Genomic DNA, 22118 nt, shown 5'->3' with positions numbered 1-22118 from the left:
GTTTTACTAGTTAACCCTGCTGTCCACTCCCCATTAATTGAGACACGCCAACTTAGAGTTTTCTAACTGTTTACGATATGCATCTGGTGGGAGGTGATTTAAGCTTTCGTGTGTTCGGTTTTGGTTATAATCTTGTTGCCAAAACCACACCATTTCACGTACTTGGCTTAATGACTCAAATAAATACGCATTTAAAAATTCACGACGGAATGAGCCATTAAAACGTTCGATAAAACCATTTTGTTGTGGCTTACCGGGTTGAATATGACATAGCTCGACTCGATTATTTGTACAATAATTCAATAGGTTGGTTGAAATAAGCTCAGATCCATTATCCACGCGTATTTGTTTCGGCAGTCCTCTGTCAACTTTTAAACGTTCAAGCACTCTAATAACCCGTTCAGCTGGCAACGATGTATCTACTTCAATCGCCAAGCATTCACGTGTTCCTTCATCAATAATATTCAATGTTCTGAAGCGCTTACCACAATATAAACTGTCATGTACAAAATCTAGCGCCCATTGAATATTCGGGACTTTTTCAATCACTAATGGTCTTTTTTCTCGTTTCTGCAGCGTTTTTTTAGTCCGCCGCCTCAGGTTTAGCCCTAAGCGACAATAAACACGATAAACTCGTTTATGATTAAAGGGATAGCCTTGAAATCTTAACCGGAAATAGCATTTCTAGAAACCTGACTGAGGCGATTTTGCTAAAACAGTTTGTATGGCATCAATCACCACACCGTCTTTTTTACGCCAATCAACGGGTTGACGGTAAAACGTTGTTCGGGATAACGACGTTAACTGACAAGCCTTAATGACTGATAAACCTGCCTGTTTTAACGATTGAGCGCAGGACTTCTTCTCAGCCACTACCAACCCTTTTTTGCAAAAAGTTCCTTCATCGCATGATTTTCAAGGCTAACTTCTGCAAACATTTTTTTGAGCTTAGTATTTTCGTCTTCTAGTTCTTTTAATCGTTTAACATCATTAGCTTCCATACCACCGTACTTTGATTTCCAATTGTAATAGGTGGCATTGCTAATTCCATTTTGGCGGCATATATCTTCCACTTTCATACCAGAATCAGCGAGTTTTAAGATATTAACGATTTGAGTTTCAGTAAAACGGGCTTTTTTCATCATGACCTCTGCAATGGTTAGGGCAGAAAATCTAACTATAGCTGTCTCATTTTAGGGGGAGTGGACAGTCTTTTGTCGCTAACAAGAAACAACAACGCTGGCTCTGGTATGCTTGGGAACCTCGACTAAAACGGATTATTGCTCATACGTTTGGTCGTCGAAACAAGAAAACGCTTCACCAGTTACTGGCTAGGTTTTTGGTTCACGGATAAGTTCAATGCTTATGAGATATTGCCTAAGCAAAAACATGTGGCAAATAAGTTTTATACTCAACGAATAGAAAGAGAGAATTTGAACCTGAGAAACCGCTTGAAGCGACTTAACCGTAGTATCATACAGGTCGATTGGCAGAGCGGGTAGGGTTATTACTGAGTAATTCCAAACAATTTGAACCTCCTCATCACGTATATAATAGTTAAAATTATTTTTTGAATATAACCTTCATATAGTGTAGCCTGTTAATAACTATATAATTACATGGATAATGTGTTTACGTATAGGTCATCAAGTTCACCTACAAAATATATTCTGAGAATCTTTTCTTTAATACGTGGAATTAGTCAATTTTGTAGACTGTATAAACTTATTTAGAAAAATATAGATCAACATATTGGACACCGATCATTACATGTAAACGTCAAAAATTATAGCTTAGGTATAAATTAATGTCAGAATTAAAAGCAAAAAAAAATTGGGTTACAGCAAATGATGTCGCATTGTTAGCAAAAGTTTCTCGCTCTGCAGTTTCTCGGACTTTTACACCTGGCGCTTCGGTTTCCGATAAAACACGTAAAGCAGTTGAAGCTGCCGCAAAAGAATTAGGTTATCAGGTCAATATTATTGCTCGGAGTATGAATACGGGAAGTAGTAACTTTATTGGTTTAGTTACTTCAGGGTTTGATAATCCTTTTCGTAATAAATTATTATCGCCTATCGTAAAAAGAATAGCACTTAAAGGCTACATACCATTACTTATAAACGCAGGTGAACCCAAACAACTGGAACCTAAACTACGTGAGCTTTTCAGTTATCATGTTGCAGGCGTGATTTTAACTTCAGGTGCGCCACCGATCTCCCTAGTAGAAGAATATGTTGAACGAAAAATACCCGTTGCCCTAATTAATAAACAGGTTAATTTAGCTGGAACAGACCAAATATTTAGTGATAACCAAGCGGGAATGCAATTAGTCACAGACCAATTACTAAAACATAATGTTAGTCACATTGGTTTTATTGGTGATTGTGTTTCGTTCAGCGCACAACAACGTTATCAATTTTTACAAACACAGCTAAAGAACGTTAATTTAGAAGTATCATCGGTTTTTACATCGAGTGAAGGCTACCAAGCAGGATGGCAAGCAGCATCTAACCTTTTAAAGAAAAAACCAAATATTGATAGTTTATTTTGCGCAACAGATATTTTAGCTATTGGAGCTATGGATTATTTACGTCATATAATGCCAGACAGAATGCTCCCAATAATTGGTTTTGATGATATTCCTCAAGCATCAACATTTCCTTATCAATTAACGACAGTGCGGCAAGACACTGAAATACTAGCTGAAAACACCGTTAAATTATTAATGAATAGGATCAGGAATTTTCAACTACCTTCTATACGAACCCGTGTACCAGTTGAACTTATCGTTCGAAAATCTGCATAATTTGAAATTTTTGTTTTATTTGGTATTGATCACAGAATTCGTAATATTAATATTATACTGTTCCTATAAATCAAGTACTGAACTATTTTAAAATTAAATGCACACGTGTGCAATGAGGGCGAAATGAATTCTATATCAGAAAATGAAATGTTAGCACGTTACCAGCTTGCTTGTGAAATTGCTAAACAAGGTGCCGAAATCGCATTTGATTACTATCAGCGACGAGATAATTTGTTTATAGAACATAAAGGCAATGATTTACAAGACGTTGTCAGTATTGCTGATAGAGCTGTCGAAGAAGTTATCCGTAAACTTATCAATGATCGTTTTCCTCAAGATGGTTTCTTTGGAGAAGAAAGTGGAGCAACGACTACTTCTGCTGATTGTGTTTGGGTTGTAGACCCTATTGATGGTACATCATGTTTTTTAAATGGATTACACACCTGGTGCGTATCTATAGGGGTTATTATTCATGGTGAACCCGTTATTGGTGCCATTTATGATCCAAACCATAAAGAGCTATTTCATTCTTGTAAAGGATTTGGTGCTTTTCTTAATCAGCAATCAATTAAAGTCCACTCAGGAAAAACATTAAAAGATGGCGTTATGGGGGTGGGAACCTCTCATCGCGTTACTCCTGAGGAGTTTGTTCCTTTTATCAGTCAACTTTTGCATGCTGGTGGTATGTTCATCCGTAGTGGATCTGGAGCATTGATGACTGCACAAGTGGCCGCTGGACGCTTAATCGCCTATTACGAACCACACATGAATGCATGGGACAGTATTCCTGGTATTGCATTAGTCAATGAGGCGGGGGGATTAACAAATAATTTTTTAATCCATGATGGATTACACAAAGGAAATGTAGTTTTGATGTCAAATCCCGAAGTGTATCCTCAATTAGTTAAAATGGTTACTCAAAAAATTTATTAACCATTCAATAATCAACCACCTATCCAATAGGTTGACCAGTTATATTCGAACGCTATAACTGGTTATAGCATGATTTTATCTAAAATCAGTCTACATCGAAAAATACATATTAAATACGTGACACAATAATAAAGTTTTAAATAAAAAGTATTATAGAAATATTAATTAATATAAAAAACCAGTCGATTACGTACTCTACAAAACTGAACATTATGGAAATGAAATATATTAATGGAAAATAAAACTAGTGCTTAATCGACATCTATTTATTCATCCATCATGTGGAGTTAAATAATGTCTAATCTATTTCAGTTTTTTAAAGCAGCACAAGCGGCTCCTATTCAGGGGCAACTTTACGATAAGCGTTTTAAATTTTTACGCTGGCAAACATTTTTAGCGATGACAATATGTTATGTTATGTTCTATGTTTGCCGACTGTCGTTTACTGTAGCAAAAAGTGCACTTGTTGAAGCAGGGATTACCCCGACAGAACTGGGTTTAATTGGTTCATCGTTATTCTTCTGTTATGCCATTGGTAAGTTGGTTAACGGCTTTCTAGCTGACCACTCTAACGTCGTAAAATTTATGAGTTTAGGCTTACTATTAAGTGCTGGAATGAATTATTTAATGGGAAGCACAACGAATGCTTTATTACTTGCATTATTTTGGGGCATCAATGGTTGGGCCCAATCAATGGGAGTCGGTCCAAGTGTTGTATCGCTAGCACGTTGGTACAGTGATAAAGAGAGAGGAACCTTTTATTCTATATGGTCCACTGCTCATAATATTGGTGAAGCTATTACTTACCTTGTTATTGCTGCTGTTATAGCGACTTATGGATGGCAATTTGGTTATTTTACCAGCGGTACTCTTGGGGTATTTGGTATTGTAATGATTTTACTATTTATGCGTGATTCGCCTCAGAGCATTGGATACCCAGCAATAACAACGATTGGAACTAACTCAGATGCAGATATAGAAAAGTCCAATGAAAAATCAAAACAATCCGTCTTGAAAAACCAACTATGGTCATTGCGTAATCCCGCTTTATGGACGTTAGGGCTAGCATCCGCTTTTATGTATATCGACCGTTATGCGGTTAACTCATGGGGGATCTTCTATTTAGAACACGCTAAAAGCTACACCACTATTCAAGCTTCAGGCATTGTTGGCGTTAACGCAATAGCGGGGATAGTCGGTACGATTATTGCGGGTGTGTTATCTGATCGTTTTTTCTCCAAAAATCGCAGTGTTATGGCAGGTATTATAGGCTTACTTAACACACTCGGTTTTGCCATGATGATCTATTTTCCGCGCAACTATTACACTGACATCACCGCAATGATTATTTTTGGCGCAACTATTGGTGCTTTGACATGTTTTCTTGGCGGTTTAATTGCGGTTGATATTTCATCGAAAAAAGCAGCTGGAGCTGTACTTGGAACTATTGGCGTTATGAGCTATGCAGGAGCAGGTTTAGGGGAATTTATTACGGGCGTTATTATTGAAAAAACATCAAGTATTGTGAATGGCGAAACAATTTATGATTTTGATTCACTCTCTACTTTTTGGATAAGTGCAGGGATTATTTCTTCTCTACTCAGTTTTATCACAGCGAGCATTGTTTCGCGCAGAAATATAAAAAATAAAATTTAATTATATATTTTATTTATATGAATTAAGGAAGCAATAGCCATTGAAATAAAAATAGATTAATTAGTTATTGCCTCCTATTAATAGGAGACCGCTATGTATAAAAACATTAAATATTCCCTTATATTGGCGCTGGGAATTTTTGGGAATATCGCAAAGGCAAATAATCATGAATATAGTTATCGTGTTGCGTTTATGCCTGACATTCATTTTCACGATGTATACGGTCAGTTTGCAGATAATTCTTTTTCTGGGTTAAAAAACAGCAAAATTGGCCAAAATGCGGTTATCCGTTCTATGTATGCACAATTAGCCTCTACGCGTTTGTTTAATGAAAACTACTTTGCGCTACGCACAGCACTTGATGGTGCAGGTAAAAAAGGGATCAAACTCATTGCATTACCAGGTGATTTTACCGATGATGGGCAACCACTCCACTTACGTGGATTAGTGAAAATTTTGCAAGAGTATGAGCAAAAATACGGTATGCGTTTTTTTGCTACGCCGGGTAATCATGACCCAAATCGCCCATTTGATATGCCAGCAGGCAAAGCAAATTTCCTTGGGGTGGATGGCAAAACGCAGCGTATTTTTAGTTTAGGCGCGAGTGAGTGTACCTGATATCAAGGAAAAACGGCTATTATAGAAACTGGGGCGGAGTTACCCACTATTTGTACTGAAGAAATGGGGTCGTTATCGCAAGAATGTCGAATTTAGATGTGTAATGAATACAATTTTCCCCGTTAAGGGCTTTTTTCTAAAAAAATATTTGCAGGATAATATGTTATCCAAGAGGGCAGGGCTTTCGTTAATTCTAATGTTCGCCCTTGGTAAAAATTATTGTGGTTATCTGTTATTGATAAGCTTATGCACATATTATTATCCTCTTATATACCCGTGATCATTGAAGATGCTTAATTTTTTGGCGTATGAGGATCATGCTGTTAGCATGAATATTTCACTCAGTAAAAATGAACGACAAGCTTTAACCGACCTGCACCAAACTTGCAAAGATCGCCATATTTGCGATCGTATCCGCTATGTTCTGCTCTCTGCTGATGGTTGGTCATCTGACATGATCGCCAGTTCCCAACTTATTCACGAAACCACTGTTCACCGTCACCTCAACGACTGGCTTAACGAAGAAAAGTTGAAACCCGAAAATGGGGGCTCTCAAAGCTATCTAAGTGAAACACAGACGGCAGAGCTTATCGCGTATTTAACGGGTAACCTTCTCCCCACAACAGCTGCCATCATCAATGTTATCAAAGAATGGTGGGATATCCGTTATACCGTTCCAGGCTTGAATAAGTGGCTGCATAAGCACGGCTTCAGCTACCGAAAACATGCAGGAGAGCCTAATAAGTTCAATGCAGAGGCTCAGCAGGCGTTCATTGCAGCCTATGAGTAGAAAAGCAAATGAGCCACCAAGAACGTAACTCAGTGAGGGCTGCTTATATTCATAAGGCAGAACATATTGATCAACGCCGATTAATGGTGCAATGGTGGGCTGATTATTTGGATGCTAATCGGGAACAAACTATTTCGCCATTCGATTTTGCCAAGTTTAATAATCCAATGAATCACTAAGACTTTAACCATGTCATATAGGAGATCCGTTTGCAATATGAGGAGTCGAATAATACGGTAGTATGCCGACTACATCGATTCTTTGGAAAGTCAAAATAAAGTGATTTCGGAATAGCTTATGCCTAAAAACGTAATCATAATTACAATTTTATTGTAATGCCTTTTAGTTTGTAGCCCATACCCCACCAAAAGCAAGAGCCTCTGTCCATCATGAGCTGACCCCAGTTTATTGGACAGGGGCTTTTTTCGTTTTAACCCACGCAAAAATAAATCATGGTAGAAAACATAACGCATTATCGGATATGTGAGTCTGCTCATCATCTTTATCTAAAACGTCATTAATCACGTTTTAAAGCAGATTGTCTGTTTTCAGCTGATAGGGATTTTATATCAACATCCTCTTCTAAAGGGAAACAGCTCCCTTCCTCAAAATATCTCCATTCATTAAAACACAATACATCAATAATAGGACATGAATATGCACATAACTGCGACGGCTTCCCCATGCCTAAAATCGGGAGTAATTTCTGTTTTTATCACGAATTTAGGAAAATATAATGAAGGCGAACTGGTAGGTGAGTGGCTTGAACTTCCGGCAACCTCAAAAGAGATCGAATACTGTTTAGCCCGTATTGGTATTGATGGCATTCACTATGAAGAGTATTTCTTGACGGACTATGAGTCCTCAATTGATGGTCTTTCTTCCTCAATTTCAGAATACAGCCTTTTAGAAGAGCTGAATGCGTTAGCGACTCAATTAACCATGTTATCGCCTGATGAAATTGACCTTTATCAGGCGGCTATTGAAATCGGTTCTTTAGCGAGTTCAATCCATGATTTAATTTATTTAGCGGATAATTTAGATTCTTTCCAGCAATTAGCGGGGGTCTATAATGAATATGATTTAGGTTTTTACTGGATAGAAGAAAGTGGTTGTTATGATTTAGCACAACTTGGGCATTTATCCCATTACTTTGACTATGAACGCTATGGACGTGATGTTTGCCTTGAACAAGGAGGAATTTTTCACAGTGGAGGATATGTTTATCATACGAGTGGGTAGATAGGACAATAAAATGAGCGTCAATCCGCTTTCGTCCCTTAAGGCGGGAAATAAAGAATGCCGTGGTATCCCAATGACATCCATAAGCTAGAACGTCAAATCAAACTAAACTTTAAGCCATCTTTACGGATATGCGTAGAGATGGCTATTATGGTATTCTTTTTTTATTTAATTCAAACTATTAAATGAATACTTATCTTCTTATGGTGACAAGCGCAAACCAAGATGAACTTAAGCGCTTATTCATGGCTATGCCATCAGTGATTACCGAACTCGAAAATTAATAAAGCAGTTAGGGTTAGTGGTTGTGCAAAAAACAATCTCGAGTCACATCGAAAGGTAAAGTGTATTTGTGTGATTACCAAGGGAAACTGACGGTATAATTACCAAGCGTTTTGTGGTCAAAGTATATATAAAGCTTGATGGGGTAATTAATATATCAATACCAACGATAGATGGTGTTGGGGAGTTTTTTGATAGATCGCAAATTGACAAGTTGTGGAATAATTACTGTGCATCTCCTACGCTCAGTAAGTAAAAAAAAGCCACCCCAGCACGAAGTGGCACAAATGAACTGAAAAAGTTAACCAATTATTGGGTTGGCAATGCTGGAAACATTGTTACAACGTTAGTTGTTATATCACTAATTTAACTTAAGATAAATAGGTGGAAAATATTCAATTCATATAACAGCTGTAATGTACTAAATATAATTATCTATCAGATAATTAATTGGTTGTTTGTTGATTTACCTGGCCGTACATTTCATCTTGCATGCATTTTGCGTGAACTGGCCCTCTCTCTGTGCCGCATACTTTTAGTGCTTCATTGTGTTTCTCACACAAAGCTACATTAGTAGTATTAGAGCAGTCTAATAATCTAGGTCCTCTTGCTGCTGATCCTTGATTGATGTTTTGCATATTAGCTCTGTTTTGATTAAATGGGCGTTCACTAGCCGTATCTTGCCAGCGAGGATTATTTGAGTTTTTCCATGGTCCTGGTTGTGCAATCGCAATGATAGGAACTAATAGAAGTAGAGGGAATAACACTTTCATAATCTGACTCCTTATATTTCTAATAAATAAATGCTAGCTTGCCTTATTAGATTACTAAATAACCACTAGGAAAAAATGGAGATATCATGAGATATATTTGAAGATTTTATGATGATAGTTTATCTATGGGTTGCTTAGTATTGCTTTAGTGTGTTTCTCATAATGAAAAGCTAACTTCAAGTGGTAGGCCTGCCGCTCTTGAAATCCCCTCGTAAAGCTGGGAGTTACCTTTTCATTGTGGGGAGCGATAAAGCTTAGTGTTAACAGTTTTACTTATAATGTGAGATCAGAATAAGTAATTGTCCACTGTGTTCTATATGATATCCTGATTTCATGGAGCAAAAAGAGGGAGAATATGGACTATTATGTTGATACATTGATTGATAAGTTTGGCTTTAATCGAATACACGCTGATGGTTGTAAACACTTACCCAAGGGTGTGAGTAGGCTATTTTTGGGGAATTTTGAGAATATATCTTCTGTTATTGATTTTGCTAGAACGTACTTTTTCCCAAAAGCGATGTCGTGTGGTTATTGCTGCCCTCTTGCTGACAGGTTAGCTCATCCCGAACAACCAAATACCTTACTATAAAGTTCCGGTAGCATGGAACATGCCTAACTGAACTAAACCTGCCAATACTATTACAACAACAAAATACTCCAAAAGGTATTCCAAGGGCTGCGCATTGCGTGCGCCTTTTTCGTATATAGACCTAGCAAATAAAATCCAACGTATTTAATTACGGCAAGTAATTTACTGGCGGTTTTCTATTAACTAAATATCGGAACACTCCGCAGGGGGGATATTGATATGCACGAAAAATACTCTAGTGGCTGTAACGCTTTATGACAACAATGTTTTAGTAAAAAAAGATATTGAGCGATTAGAAAATGAAGCGGCTACAAGTCAATTCATATTGTCCACGGTTTTAGAACTATCGGTAACATTCAATGAATTCTCACGAAATAACTTTAGAGAACGCGACGCGGCAGCAGTGGCTTCTGAAGCGGTTAAAACTATTATCAAAACTGTTATTGTGGGTGATAAGTGTGCTGCTATTGATACTCCTAGTGATGCTACTGTCGAGCTGCACAACCACGCGAATAGAATACGTTCAAACGCCATCAGTACCCATTCCAGCTCATCTACTCAATGATTGCCTGCCTGAGTACATTCCTGAGACATTTCCTTGGGGTGACTCTCTATTGATAAATGAGTCACTACTAACAGTTATCGAGCAATGTAATTTAGACAAAAAGGCCATTCGAGAGATTGAAGCGGTTAGAAATAATTTAAAATTACATTGAGGTGAATGGCTTGTTAATACCAACCCGTATGTGCTCTTGCAAAAAAAACTAAATTGATTAAGACAAGAACGCTTAATAAGTAGATAGAGAATTTTACAAAAATTGTCATTGTATTTGGCTCTCTTTTGTCTTTAAAAACAGCAAGTAGGATGTATACAAGGATAGGGATGGTTATGAGTAAGACTTTAATTGGTTGATTATGCATGTGCATGGGTTCTCAATCTTGGGCTGTAGAAAATTTTTCAACTAGTTAAAGACAATCTTGACAAGAAAGCAATACGGAAAATTGACGGGAAAGGGCAAAAAAAATGGCCCATACCATCGCCTAGTGGAATATGGGCTAACTATATGCACATCTATATTTATTATTATGTGTTTTTAAGAATAGTATGTTAACAGATAAATAAGTGTAATAAATATTAACGAGATATGACAATCTCGAAATTATGAGGCTTTTTCATATATACAGGATAAATAATATGGCAACACAAGGTTTCGATAAACCAGTTTAATTCCGTTAAGGGTTGGATAAAGTATCCCAAAAGAATAAAAAAAAGCCCCTCGTTGGCGCGGGGCTGAATATTCGATTAATAGAACCAATTTTTTGTTTATGAATACCCAAATGTCAAATGGGTGTGCGCATGGTACCAATATAGGTTAAATAATCTAGGTATAAATTGTTACGAAATACGGAAAAGAATATTGAAAAATGCGTATGCAAATAAAAAAAGCCTACACAGAGATAGGCTAAAGTGTTGCTTTACGATGAATATCAACGTAAAGCCTAGCAGGTTATTTCAAATGCGCAATTATATTGGTGATTATCAAATGACATAAAAAAAGCCCCTCTATAGAAGGGCATATCTAATGGAAATGTATCTTTATCATTATTGTTGTAGGACCAGTCATCCTTAACTAGCGGCAAGATATTATCACTACTTATTACTTAATCCAAATCGGAGTATTTATTGATGACTAAAATTGAATTTACATCAGAACAAATCAACTCAGGGAGCTGGCTTGATATAAACATGCTCCATCCCTAAATCATGAATATGCCAATTAAATTTCGATTGGAATTCGTGCCTATTATCCGTTCTAATCGCTTTGATTCTAAAGGGAAATTTATTTACAACATAATTAATAAAATCAATGGCATTAGCCTGATTGTGCCTTTCATAAATTTTAAGTGCTCTTATCCGTGTCGCATCATCAATCGCCGTATATTGAAAACATTTAATTCGTTGTCCATCAGGCGTATTAAAAAATAGGAACTTCACACCAACCTGAACATCGTGCCCTCACACTTATTTCTGATAACGTTTAAATAGTGGTTTAGAGCGACTTCACTGATTTTGGGGAAGCTGGTTTAATTTGTTTCTTAGCAAGACATAGTAGCAGCCAGAACGTGATATTTTGATATTATGAAACCGTAGAAGATACCAAGCGATACGTTGGGGACCAAAATGGTAAGTCGTACGCAGATAAATAACTAGCTCTTCAATGTGTTTTGCAACTCTTCTGGTTGGATTTTCAGGGCAGGGTTTATTGTTGATTAATCCTGTAATAGCCCCCTTTTAAAACGGACACTTTTTAATTAAGCGATAGGCTTAGACCTATCTTTAAGGAGTGTCTATGGAGCGTATTGAAATTTTAACTGGCGAACAGCGTCGCCGTCGTTATACTCCCCAAGAGAAAGCCAAGTTTGTTGCCATGACCTTGCAACCAGATTATTCGGTGTCTTTGGTGGCCAGACAAAATGGTATTACCCCTAGTTTATTGTTTAAGTGGAAGAAACTCATGCAAGATGGTGGCATGTCCGCAATCCAATCCGGTGATGAAGTTGTAAGCGCAGCTGAACACAAAGCACTTCAGAAAAAAGTAAAACAACTTGAACAACTGCTTGGTCGTAAAACCATGGAGTTTGAAATTATTAAAGAGGCACTGGAGATAGCCCAGTCAAAAAAGTTGATATCGCGTATGCCATTACTACCACCGGACGATTCCCTGTCATCCGAATAGCAGCAGCACTTGGTGTGTCGCGATCAAACTTGTATCAGCGTATAAACAGCCGTCAGCCCAGACGCTCAGCACGCTATAGCAAGGCTGATGATGCCACGTTACTACCGCTGATTGAGGCGCTTTGCGGTAAACGTGAAACTAGCGGATACAGACGCATTACCGCTCACTTAAATCGTCAGTTGAAGACAGACGGGCATGCGATATCACGGGTTAATCCGAAGCGGGTTTATCGCATCATGCGACTGAATAATTTACTGCTGGTCAAGCACATAGGTCGTGTTGGCGAGCACCGTGCTCATGAGGGGAAAGTTATAACACTTCACTCAAACACGCGCTGGTGCTCTGATGGCTTCGAGATAAAATGCTGGAACAAAGAGAAAGTCAGGGTGGCATTTAGTCTGGATTGCTGTGACAGAGAAATCATGAGCTACGTGGCTACCTCAGCGGGTATCAATGCGACTATGGTGCAAGATATCCTGGTGGAAAGTATAGAAAAACGGTTTGGTAATACCCAGAGGCTGTCTCAGGAAATTGAGTGGCTAACGGATAATGGTAGCTGCTATATTGCCGAAGAAACGCGAAAGTTCGCCAAAACGCTAGGCTTTAAAGTGTGCACAACGCCTGTCAGAAGCCCTGAAAGCAATGGCATGGCTGAAGCATTCGTGAAAACGTTCAAGCGTGATTATGTGTACCTGAGTGAGCGGCCTGATGCAGCTACGGTAATGGATCAGCTTGCTGGGTGGTTCGAAGATTATAATAGCTTCCATCCGCACAGCGGATTGAAAATGATGTCACCGCGAGAGTATCGAGCTCTCAAAATGGCAAGTTAGCACTGTCCGTTTTAGCGGGGGCAACTACAAATCCTTTCTCGCTATCTCGTTCATAAGCTCTTTTCCAAGTATAAAAAGTTTCTCTACTGATCCCAAAATAACGACAAGTTTTAGTAATGTTTTACTCTCACGGGCACGATTTAATATTTTTGTTTTATGTGCAATATCTCGTTTAGCTTTAATGTTCATCATATCTGACCTCCGGCTACAATTAGAAAAACTAATTATCAACCGAAGCCCAGACTTTCATACACACCAAATGCCAAATAACAATTAACTATGCTAAAAAAGATAGTTAAAGGTAAAATTTAAACTTACCTAGGACAGCCCCAAGAATTTTTCATCATCTAGCCCCTACTTGAGGGAAATAACTGGTTTCTAATTAAATTCTACTCAGAACTGTATACATAAAAATATATATTGAATATATACTCCTATCTTTCAAAAAGATCATCTATTCGATAAAAGTAATTATCATATATCACATTAAAAATATGAGTATTCCCTGATGCTATAAGTTATTTTTTAAATTTACATCTTATTATAATTTAAAATTCAGACAATTTAGTTATTGTAAAATGCTTCGTATTTTTTAAGATTAAAATTTGGGACGTAAACGTCCTCTTGTTCAATCACCAATAAAAGTAAAACATTGACGTCTAAAACCATACTTATTTTATATAAACAATCGACGCTAATTTGATTTATACCTCGTTCATATCGCGATATTTGTTGTTGGCTCAGTTGTAGCATTTTCCCAAGTTGTGCCCCCGATATCCCTTTTGATTTCCTAATATTCCTTACTCTCCCTCCAATAAGTACACTCATGTTATTATCATTTTTCGACATTAATGTTTGCATAAAATATACCTCTACGACTTGCTACGGATGTGTGACTAAATATTGATACTCACTTTTTAATAAATTAACGTAAAACAATTGATAACTCTGCACTTCCTTTGACTTTTCCGGTAATACCTGTTCCTCGCGAATAAAGACTGTAGGTAATCGGATAACTAAACGACGCACTCGAATTGCTGGCACTGATGGTGCCAATATCAACAGGTGTTCGATTAAACGGAATGTTGGTAGGTATCCCATTAATATTTAGACTCATAGTGACATAAGCACCGGCTTTGTTTTGGTTGTTAATTAAATTAATCTCATACTCGTTGCCCGAAAAATAAATCGGGTTAATGCCAGCCGATAACGAGAGTGTGGCAGTCATAGGATTAGTATTTTGTTGACAATTGACCGTCAAGTTCCCATCCGATTTAGTGGTCAATAATTGCCCATTAGTCGCATTGGCGGATTGCGGCCCAAAATCAATCACCGTAGGTGTTGTTAAAGTACACCCTAATGTACTCACATTAATAGGATAATAGGTATTTGCTGGAAATAAAATTCCATAAGGATAAGGGCCAGCACCTCTAGGATCCCTAAGAATTATTTTAAAAGGATAGTTTAGATTGCTTGTATATCCTGATTTCTGGGCTCCCGTACCATAAATTAAAACACGTCCAGTCGCGCTAACTTGGTGAGTTACATATATATCATTATCATATCCATTATTAGGCGTTGACTGTTTCGGACTCCAGACACAGCCGGTTTCGCTCCCCAGATTTTGATTTGTATTTGAACCATAACCATTAAATATCGCAGTCACGGTATCCACATAGTTAGTATTGCCTATTTTCCAGCTACGATTATCCGTGTATGTAATTTCTGGTACCAACATAAGAGTACCTTCTGTATTTAATTTTATACCTGTAACTCCATCAATTTGCATTACTCCATATTCCGGGGTGGTTGCAACTTCACAGCGTGTATAATCAGAATAATAGGAAAGATAAACATAACTGAAGGGAAGAAAATTAATTGCATTACTTGTACGCCCTGACATTGATGTTGAAACTATATTATTCGCAACTCCAACAAGTCCACGACCACTTTGAACAGTAATTGATTCTGCATTAGCTTGATAAGCAATCGAGATAAATAAACTCATAAAGCTATATACATAAATAAAAGCTTTCTTTCTCGCTGTTTTTGAAAAAAATCCAAATAGATTAAACATCACTTTTGTACTCCTTAATGTGACATCTCTGTGATGGTATGACAGACCACCGTTAACTGGCGTATTGCGGTGTAAGGACTTTCCAGCGCCTTCGCCAAATCAAAATCGGCACCACATCGTTGAGCCTCTGTATTGCCCCATTGCACAGTCAAAACACCTGTCTCCGGTAATCCTGACAAATAAACTTGCCCATTATCCCCCACAATCCCGGTATTCTGATTGGGTGTCTCATCCTCATTATTGACGACAACCACCGCGCCCAACGGAATGACTTCGTCACTTTTTAAGGTCAGCAAGGCTTGATACCCTTTTTTCGTCTGAAAATGGGCTTTAACGACCGCGCCTTTGGTGGGGTAAAGATTGACCGATGTCTCTTCACTCGCCACATTCTCTGGTAACGTATTCACATCCAAGCTGACCACGTTTTTACTGTAATCCATTAAATAAGGTACCACCGCATAACCCCGCCCCCCGATGGTGGCACTACCCCCATTTAAGGTAGCGCCCTTCGCATCCAGGGCGTCTATCAGTGCGACTGAACTGCCCAAAAATCGGCTCAGAGTGATCCCCCCGGAATGTGCAACCATTCCCCCATTCGCACTGAGGTTTATTGACTGCATATCACTACCGTAACTGTATCCACCGCCGAGATAACCGTTATCGCCCTGATAGCCTACATTCAGCGTACTCGTGTTATGCTGAGACTGATTATCCCCACTTTCCGTTAATTGGTAAGTCAATGCATTATCCAACAATCGTCCATTGATCCCGAATTGTTGGTAAGTTCGCCCGTGGTTATCATGCGTCATTTGGTAGCTACTTTGGATATCTTGCAATAGTGGTTGATGACTGAACAAGTCAAAGGGAACATTGATATTCAACGCAATTTGCCGATTTTCGGGCCAATCCCCATCCCCTTCTGCGCGGCTAATACTGTAACTGAGGGCATAGTTCACGCCTTTAACACTTCCGTTGTAGCCAAAACCTAAAGTCGTAATCGTTTGCTCAGTTCCCCAATAATCTTCTCGCATACCCTGTAAAAAAATCCCCCCCCACTCCCCAAATGACTGGTTAATGTAGGTTTGAAAACTGCTGCGCTGACGTGACGTCAGCCAAGGTGCAAATCCTTGCTTCACCTGATAGCCCGCTTGGTTAAAATCCGCAAAGCTGTAATAATCTTTCGTGGAATATCTCAACGCCGTTAAATCAATAGAAGTGCCAGTTTCCAGCAGGTTTTTCGAGTAACGCAGTCGATACGACTGCCCCTCTTTAGTCGCCTCCGGCAATTCAGCACGCGTGTGCGTGATATCACTTGACAACGCCCCAAATGGCCCTAACGATATCCCGGTTCCCAGCATCACAGCGTAGTATTGCCTCGCGGCTAGCGCCCCTCCGTACAAGGTGATGGACTGAGGTAAACCATAGATAAGGGTCGCCTGCACAAAATCAGCGGCTTTCGAACCCACCGTGATCCCCCCATTATATTGGCCCGCTGTCATTTCATATTTAACACCTCCGGGGCGTAACATCACCGGTAAACTGGAAAAAGCTTGGGTAAACGTTCGGGTCGTGCCATCTTCTTCCGTGATAGTGACCTCTAAGTCCCCTGCCGAACCGGTCGCATACAAGTCATTGATATTAAATGGCCCGGGTGCAACATAGGTCTGGTAAACGGTGTTACCGTTTTGACGAATGGTGATACGCGCATTCGATTGGGCAATTCCGCGGATATCCGGTGCAAACCCGCGTAAACTACTCGGTAGCATCTGCTCATTGGACGCCAATTTAATCCCTTTAAAAGGTAGGCTATCAAAAACGGCATTCCCCGTACTGCTTTCTCCCACTAAAAATTCGGCACTAAGTCGCTGAATATCCCGCATAAGATGCGTATTGTTGAAGTTGGTATGCCGCGCGCGTGTTGTGATCCCCGCCTGAGTGGTACTCGTATCGGTATAGGTCATGGTGCTACGCAGTCGCCATGCCCCTAAATTTAGGCCGCCATTCAGGTTGACAAACGCATTATCATTTTGACTTTTAAGCCCATTGGATTTACCCCTCATCCATTGACGCCCGCCACTCAATTGGTAATTTAAGAGAAACGCCGTGATCCCTTGATCCAATAACGCGGGGTCAATATAACCGCGATAATCTGGGCGCATAGCCACTTGGGGCACACTCAGGTTTAAACGGAGCTTTGCCATATCAAACTGCACCTGAGCGGCGGGGATCCATGCTGACAAATCCTCAATTTTGGTGTCAGAGGCTAAAGCGTTTAGCTTCGGGATAGCCGCCACATTAACCCCGGATTCAGTGAGCAATGCGGGGGTAATATCGGGGGTCACTCTTCCTTCAGCCGTTGCCGTAAAGGCAATTTCACGTTGTCCGATAACTTGTTGATTAATGAGCAATGTCACCATATAGCGCCCTGCCGGGATATGGTCCGGTTGACTGAACGTTGATAAATCAATTTGCTGCGGGTCAACGCCTGCAGGCAGGTTCAATAACGCAGGGTCAAAATAAGTCTCCGCCTGCCCCCAAATTGATAACCCCATTGACACGCTTAGCGCACAGATATGCAGTAAAGTCCATGGCCTGCGGTTATTTTGCCGATGAAAATCAGTCATTGGGGCTCCTTGGCGGTCAGTCGACCTTGTTCAATTTTCGTGGCTAATCCATATTCATTGAGCACCCGCCATAAAACGTCACCTTTTGCACTTTTGGGTAACGGATAACGTTGTTCACTGAAAGGTGAAACCATCCGACTTAAGGCCGTATCCGGAATGGGATAGGCTCCAACTTGCAAACTGGCAAACGTCATCGACAACGGGGTGGGATTATTCACGACCAAGTATTCCCCTTGCCGTTCAAAGCGTAACTGCCTCACCACATTGTCAATGCGGGTATTCTCAAGACGTTGAGGGCGGTATAACATCTTGAGATAAATCACGGGGCTTAACACAAATTCACCTGCTTGAACTCCCTGATTGTTGGTCGTGGGAATGGCCTTTAGCGCGATGTAAAAAACGGATTCTTTATCCACGGGTAACTGTCCTTCATTTACCCGCTGAATACGCCAACGATAACGCTCTCCTGGTGCTAAACGCGTGAGCGGTGGTGTCACCATAAACGGAGAATCCATTCCTTCACTTCGTTGTGGATTAGGTAAGCCAGTGTCCGGGTCGACCGATGTTAGCCAACTTTGTATCAAATAAGGTGCTGCTGAACTATTTTCTAACTCTGCATACGCCCCCCCTTTGTCACTTTGTTGATAAACGATGCGGGCGGTAGAAAAGCGTAATCCACTGTCTTGTTGCGCAGATAAAGGCAGACTCACGGCCAAAATCCACATGCCAACCCCCCAAGTCCATCGCTGAAGGTGGATTAACATTTGTTACCTCCACGTTGTACTTGGGTGTCAAATTGGGGGGTACTGCCGCCGTAATCATTCAGTGTACGCCACTGTATACGTTGAATAGGCAGAGCGACATTCAGTGTATGATGACTAAATGGAGCCAACATCAAACCAGCCGGAAACGGCAATGGGCGCTCAGCCGTGTGCAGTGTACTGAACGTCAGATAATACGGGGTCGGATTATCAACGCAGAGGGTGTGATCCGATTGAGTAAAGGTGACTTGGCTCGATGCTTGCTCATACGTCATTGGTAACGTCTGTGGTCGATAAAACAATTTGACGACTAAGCGAGTGGCCACCGATATCTGGGCAACGGATGGAGTACCGTCCACCGATTTGGGTATAGCCGGTAACGCCGTTGCACTGAAATAAAACAGGGATTCGCGATCCGTTGGCAGGCTTTCTATCCCTGCTTGAGGCAATATTTTCATCGATTGCTGACTGTTGGACGCCAATCGAAATAACGGAGGCGTCACGAGCCATATGCTCGATACCTCACCGTCAGGCGTTTTATCCCGTATGTTGGTTTGGATCAGATACAGCTTGTCACTGTCATTCTCTATCGTGACGACCTGTTGCGATTGATTTGCCTGAACGATGATCCGGCTTTGGTCTAAGCGCAATCCTGCCGCAAATACCGATGGTAGGAATAAGAGACTCATCAGTGCCAGCAGACTCAAACCTAATGTTGCTTGTTTGCTCAAAATAAAGGGCATTAATTTCACGTGCTTTCTCTCTTAATATCTATTCGCGCTAATATGTCAATACCGTAAACGTCATCGTGGCGCGCATATCACCCACCGACATGTCATTCACATTTGTGCAATGGCCACAAGAAAGTGCCGCAGTCAACGTACGTGTATCATTTTCGGTACTCATACTGTTTAGTAACCACACTTCATCACCGTGGGTTTTCGCGATACCATCAGCAAGCAATTCAATCCCCACACCTCCTGCACTGCCACTGGCTTTAAAAAGGGCATGACCGTTGACGGTCACCGTTGGTCCCGTCACTACCACATGGCTATTCGCTAATGTCCCTGGGCCACTGCACTCAGTGAGGGTTAGCACGATATCGCGATTAAGACTATCGGTTGTCCCAGCATCATTTTTGATTATCGTATCTACCTGTACCGGCCCGTATTCAATTAAGGCATTAGGGCGAACGTCAATTTTACAGGTCTTGGTATACAAGGAAGCTTCGAACTGAACGGTCACGGAGTTAGTGCCTGCTGGTGCGCATAATGGCAGTAATACCCCCCAAACTCCGACGAAAGCCCGCGCAATTTTTAGAGCCATGTGAGACACTCCTCTTTTCGAAGTTATGGGGTGATATATGTCAAGGTGATAGTCGCGTTGACGTCACCGACGGTCACTGGGACACTGGCGTTTTGCTTCACCAAACCGACCGTGAGGAGCTGAGCGCCTTGTGTGTTGCTGGGTAGAACAAACGTATCGTTTGCCTGCAACGTCGTGCCTGCAGTATAAAACCCCACTAATTGTGAGACCTCGCCGAGTTTGAGCATAAATCCGCTGCCTGCCGCACTTTGACTTTGCGGTGACGATAAAAATACGTGAGCATCAGCCGCAGCCGTTTGCCCTGTCAATTTTACGCTTGGCAAAGTTTCGGCAGAGAATCCCGAACAATCATAATTCAGATGAAGAGGGGCACTCTCAACCGCATTACCTGACTGAAACTCACTGATAATGTGAGGCGATAAAAACGTCACGGTTGTCGGTGACACACTCAGTGCACACGTGCCTTTTGTGATCGATGCCGTCATTTCCAAGGTGTCATTGGCAGCACTAACGCACAGTGAAACCATCATGCCGCTCATCAGTGTTAGGCTTAACCTCGCTGCCTTAGCGTGGGACGTGATGAACATCATAGCCCCCTAAATCATTGATTGTGGTCCACGCTATCGCCCCATTTTTTACCGTTGTCGGATAGGTGCGTTCACTGAAAGGAACCAACATCGCTTCTTGCTGCCGAATAGTAATAGACTGTTTCCCCATTGTTAACCCTGCCAAAGTGACATGATAAGGCGATGGGTTAGTTACTGTGACTCCTCCCGGAGCGACTTCAAATAAGAGCCCGGCTTGTGCTTGCATTGGCGTAGAGGTTAGCCCTTTAGGGCGATAAAACACTTTAATCACATTTTCTAACGCAATTTTAACCGTGCCGTGGTTTTCTTCGTTTGGATTTATCACGTTATGTGCGTTATTCGGAATAGCCCGGGCATGAAAATAAAAAACGGACTCCCGGTCTGTTGGGAGACGCGTTGTCAATCCTGACTTCTCGACTAATCGTACTTCTTGCTGACTATTGGGAGCCATCTTTATCATTGGCGGTAATGCATCAAAGGGTGCAAAGGCTGTCGATTCAGCATTATCCGCACTGAGATATGATTGTACTAAGTACGTCTCTTCATCAGTATTGTTACGTAACGTCACCGATGCGGCTTGGCTACCTTGGTTAACAATAATTCGAGTGGCGTTAATCCCCACCCCCGCAGCAAACGATTGAGAAAGCCCCGTGAAGAGCAAGAATATAGGGATTAAACGGGTTGCGGAGAATGAAGGGAGCTGCATAATAACCTCAATAAAAAGACCTTCAAAAGTACGATGGCATGGGATGATGTCATGCCATCGTCGGATTTAGTTAGTTATAAGCAATTGAAAACGTGATTGGTGCTTCAATTAACTGTGATGCCGGAGTCGCAACAGTTGAGAAAAGAGCGGCGGTCATTGGAATGGTCGCACTACCATTTGCTTTTAACCCTGCGGTTAGTGTACTGATTGCTTTTACATCTGTAGCGACGTTGGGTTTGACAGCAACCGAAGCTGCTTTCAGTTGGACCCCCACGGTTCCGCCATCTTTGTTGTTAAAATATGCATTATTAGCCGCTAATGCAGTGCCTTTAGCCCAAAGATCGATTTGTCCTGTTGAGTCGGCGGTGCAGTTAGTTAAATTTAATGTGAAATTTTGTTCGCTGCCTGTAATCTCTGAGTTAGCGGTAATGCCTGTTGAGGTATACGTACCTAAATCAATACTGTTTTTAGTCACACTTAAGTCGCAGGTAGCCGCCGCAATTTGGCCAGTGATAGTCACTTGTGCATCCGTTGCTGCGTGTGCTGTGCTGGCTAAAGTAATGCTGGCTGCCAATGCAGTCAAAAGTACCGTTTTGTTTAAAGACATACTCTTTATTCCTTTTGGGTTGATGAATTGCGCGTAATTGCGCAGGGGGAATACAATAAAAACTAAAATGCGTTATACTTCATTCATATTTAAGCGAATTTTACATTCCAAAAACAATTATGAATTAGGATAATTATTCTACTTTTTATTTAATACAATGAATAATCCAC

18 protein-coding genes and 6 pseudogenes are annotated in these 22118 nt (G+C 40.6%); 11 read left to right on the top strand and 13 right to left on the bottom strand.

Annotation, left to right across the window (positions count from 1 at the left end; all coding sequences use genetic code 11):
* Window positions 1-33 precede the first annotated feature (33 nt).
* Window positions 34-1142 (bottom strand): annotated as a pseudogene (locus J6836_RS21915) (IS3 family transposase).
* A gap of 68 nt (window positions 1143-1210) precedes the next feature.
* Between J6836_RS21915 and J6836_RS21910 the strand changes: the two are divergent.
* The 8 genes and pseudogenes from J6836_RS21910 to J6836_RS21875 all read left to right on the top strand — a co-directional run.
* Window positions 1211-1502: pseudogene (locus J6836_RS21910) on the top strand (IS1 family transposase); the annotation flags it as partial.
* Between the two features lie 305 nt (window positions 1503-1807).
* Window positions 1808-2806, top strand: a complete 999-nt coding sequence (locus J6836_RS21905) for a LacI family DNA-binding transcriptional regulator (RefSeq protein ID WP_219245899.1) — start codon at window positions 1808-1810, stop codon at window positions 2804-2806.
* A gap of 123 nt (window positions 2807-2929) precedes the next feature.
* The gene (locus tag J6836_RS21900) at window positions 2930-3739 is read left to right on the top strand and encodes an inositol monophosphatase family protein (RefSeq protein WP_219245898.1); all 810 of its coding nucleotides are present in this window, start codon (window positions 2930-2932) and stop codon (window positions 3737-3739) included.
* Window positions 3740-4033: 294 nt separating this feature from the next.
* Window positions 4034-5395, top strand: a complete 1362-nt coding sequence (locus J6836_RS21895) for an MFS transporter (protein ID WP_219245897.1) — start codon at window positions 4034-4036, stop codon at window positions 5393-5395.
* A 93-nt stretch (window positions 5396-5488) separates the two neighbouring features.
* Window positions 5489-6013 (top strand): metallophosphoesterase, encoded by a 525-nt coding sequence (locus J6836_RS21890; protein WP_255586287.1) that lies wholly within the window; start codon window positions 5489-5491, stop codon window positions 6011-6013.
* A 328-nt stretch (window positions 6014-6341) separates the two neighbouring features.
* A pseudogene (locus tag J6836_RS21885) lies at window positions 6342-6800 on the top strand (helix-turn-helix domain-containing protein); the annotation flags it as partial.
* A pseudogene (locus J6836_RS21880) lies at window positions 6800-6982 on the top strand (tyrosine-type recombinase/integrase); the annotation flags it as partial. The pseudogenes J6836_RS21885 and J6836_RS21880, both read left to right, overlap by 1 nt.
* A 478-nt stretch (window positions 6983-7460) precedes the next feature.
* Window positions 7461-8045: an antirestriction protein ArdA gene (locus J6836_RS21875; RefSeq protein WP_219245895.1), complete on the top strand. Its 585-nt coding sequence runs from the start codon at window positions 7461-7463 to the stop codon at window positions 8043-8045.
* 728 nt (window positions 8046-8773) lie between these two features.
* Here J6836_RS21875 and J6836_RS21870 read toward each other — a convergent pair.
* On the bottom strand, window positions 8774-9100 hold the full coding sequence (locus J6836_RS21870) for a hypothetical protein (RefSeq protein ID WP_137019010.1): 327 nt from the start codon (window positions 9098-9100) through the stop codon (window positions 8774-8776).
* Between the two features lie 830 nt (window positions 9101-9930).
* Here J6836_RS21870 and J6836_RS21865 point away from each other — a divergent pair.
* Both J6836_RS21865 and lysC read left to right on the top strand, forming a co-directional pair.
* Window positions 9931-10257 carry a hypothetical protein gene (locus J6836_RS21865; RefSeq protein ID WP_219245894.1) on the top strand — a complete coding sequence of 109 codons (327 nt, stop codon included), beginning with the start codon at window positions 9931-9933 and terminating at the stop codon, window positions 10255-10257.
* Window positions 10175-10408, top strand: a complete 234-nt coding sequence (gene lysC / locus J6836_RS23385) for an Rz1-like lysis system protein LysC (RefSeq protein WP_442959482.1) — start codon at window positions 10175-10177, stop codon at window positions 10406-10408. Before J6836_RS21865 ends, lysC begins: the two co-directional genes overlap by 83 nt.
* 1013 nt (window positions 10409-11421) lie before the next feature.
* Here the strand turns inward: lysC and J6836_RS21860 are convergent.
* Window positions 11422-11970, bottom strand: a pseudogene (locus J6836_RS21860) (IS481 family transposase); the annotation flags it as partial.
* 73 nt (window positions 11971-12043) lie between these two features.
* Between J6836_RS21860 and J6836_RS21855 the strand changes: the two are divergent.
* Window positions 12044-13260 (top strand): IS3 family transposase gene (locus J6836_RS21855; protein WP_442959461.1). Its coding sequence is split into 2 segments (ribosomal slippage): window positions 12044-12359 and window positions 12359-13260, totalling 1218 coding nucleotides; the frame shifts between segments, so codons are not numbered across the junction.
* 25 nt (window positions 13261-13285) lie between these two features.
* Here J6836_RS21855 and J6836_RS23380 read toward each other — a convergent pair.
* The 10 genes and pseudogenes from J6836_RS23380 to J6836_RS21805 form a co-directional block, all read right to left on the bottom strand.
* A pseudogene (locus J6836_RS23380) lies at window positions 13286-13452 on the bottom strand (helix-turn-helix domain-containing protein); the annotation flags it as partial.
* A gap of 372 nt (window positions 13453-13824) precedes the next feature.
* The gene (locus tag J6836_RS21845; RefSeq protein WP_219245892.1) at window positions 13825-14121 is read right to left on the bottom strand and encodes a helix-turn-helix domain-containing protein; all 297 of its coding nucleotides are present in this window, start codon (window positions 14119-14121) and stop codon (window positions 13825-13827) included.
* 64 nt (window positions 14122-14185) lie between these two features.
* Window positions 14186-15340: a hypothetical protein gene (locus tag J6836_RS21840; protein WP_219245891.1), complete on the bottom strand. Its 1155-nt coding sequence runs from the start codon at window positions 15338-15340 to the stop codon at window positions 14186-14188.
* An 11-nt stretch (window positions 15341-15351) separates the two neighbouring features.
* A complete protein-coding gene (locus J6836_RS21835; RefSeq protein WP_219245890.1) occupies window positions 15352-17961 on the bottom strand; it encodes a fimbria/pilus outer membrane usher protein in 2610 nt (869 codons plus the stop codon).
* On the bottom strand, window positions 17958-18725 hold the full coding sequence (locus J6836_RS21830) for a fimbrial biogenesis chaperone (protein ID WP_165119696.1): 768 nt from the start codon (window positions 18723-18725) through the stop codon (window positions 17958-17960). The genes J6836_RS21835 and J6836_RS21830 overlap by 4 nt, the downstream gene beginning before the upstream one ends.
* The gene (locus tag J6836_RS21825; RefSeq protein WP_255586428.1) at window positions 18719-19465 is read right to left on the bottom strand and encodes a fimbrial biogenesis chaperone; all 747 of its coding nucleotides are present in this window, start codon (window positions 19463-19465) and stop codon (window positions 18719-18721) included. Before J6836_RS21825 ends, J6836_RS21830 begins: the two co-directional genes overlap by 7 nt.
* A 37-nt stretch (window positions 19466-19502) precedes the next feature.
* On the bottom strand, window positions 19503-20048 hold the full coding sequence (locus J6836_RS21820) for a fimbrial protein (RefSeq protein ID WP_137019000.1): 546 nt from the start codon (window positions 20046-20048) through the stop codon (window positions 19503-19505).
* A 23-nt stretch (window positions 20049-20071) separates the two neighbouring features.
* Window positions 20072-20638, bottom strand: a complete 567-nt coding sequence (locus J6836_RS21815) for a fimbrial protein (RefSeq protein ID WP_137018998.1) — start codon at window positions 20636-20638, stop codon at window positions 20072-20074.
* Window positions 20613-21341 (bottom strand): fimbrial biogenesis chaperone, encoded by a 729-nt coding sequence (locus J6836_RS21810; protein WP_137018996.1) that lies wholly within the window; start codon window positions 21339-21341, stop codon window positions 20613-20615. Before J6836_RS21810 ends, J6836_RS21815 begins: the two co-directional genes overlap by 26 nt.
* 70 nt (window positions 21342-21411) lie before the next feature.
* Window positions 21412-21948 carry a fimbrial protein gene (locus J6836_RS21805; protein WP_243154752.1) on the bottom strand — a complete coding sequence of 179 codons (537 nt, stop codon included), beginning with the start codon at window positions 21946-21948 and terminating at the stop codon, window positions 21412-21414.
* Window positions 21949-22118 lie beyond the last annotated feature (170 nt).

It is taken from the genome of Providencia sp. R33 (assembly GCF_019343475.1).
GTDB lineage: Bacteria > Pseudomonadota > Gammaproteobacteria > Enterobacterales > Enterobacteriaceae > Providencia.
The sequence above is the reverse complement of the archived record's forward strand: the minus strand, read 5'-3'. Positions and strand labels throughout refer to the sequence as shown.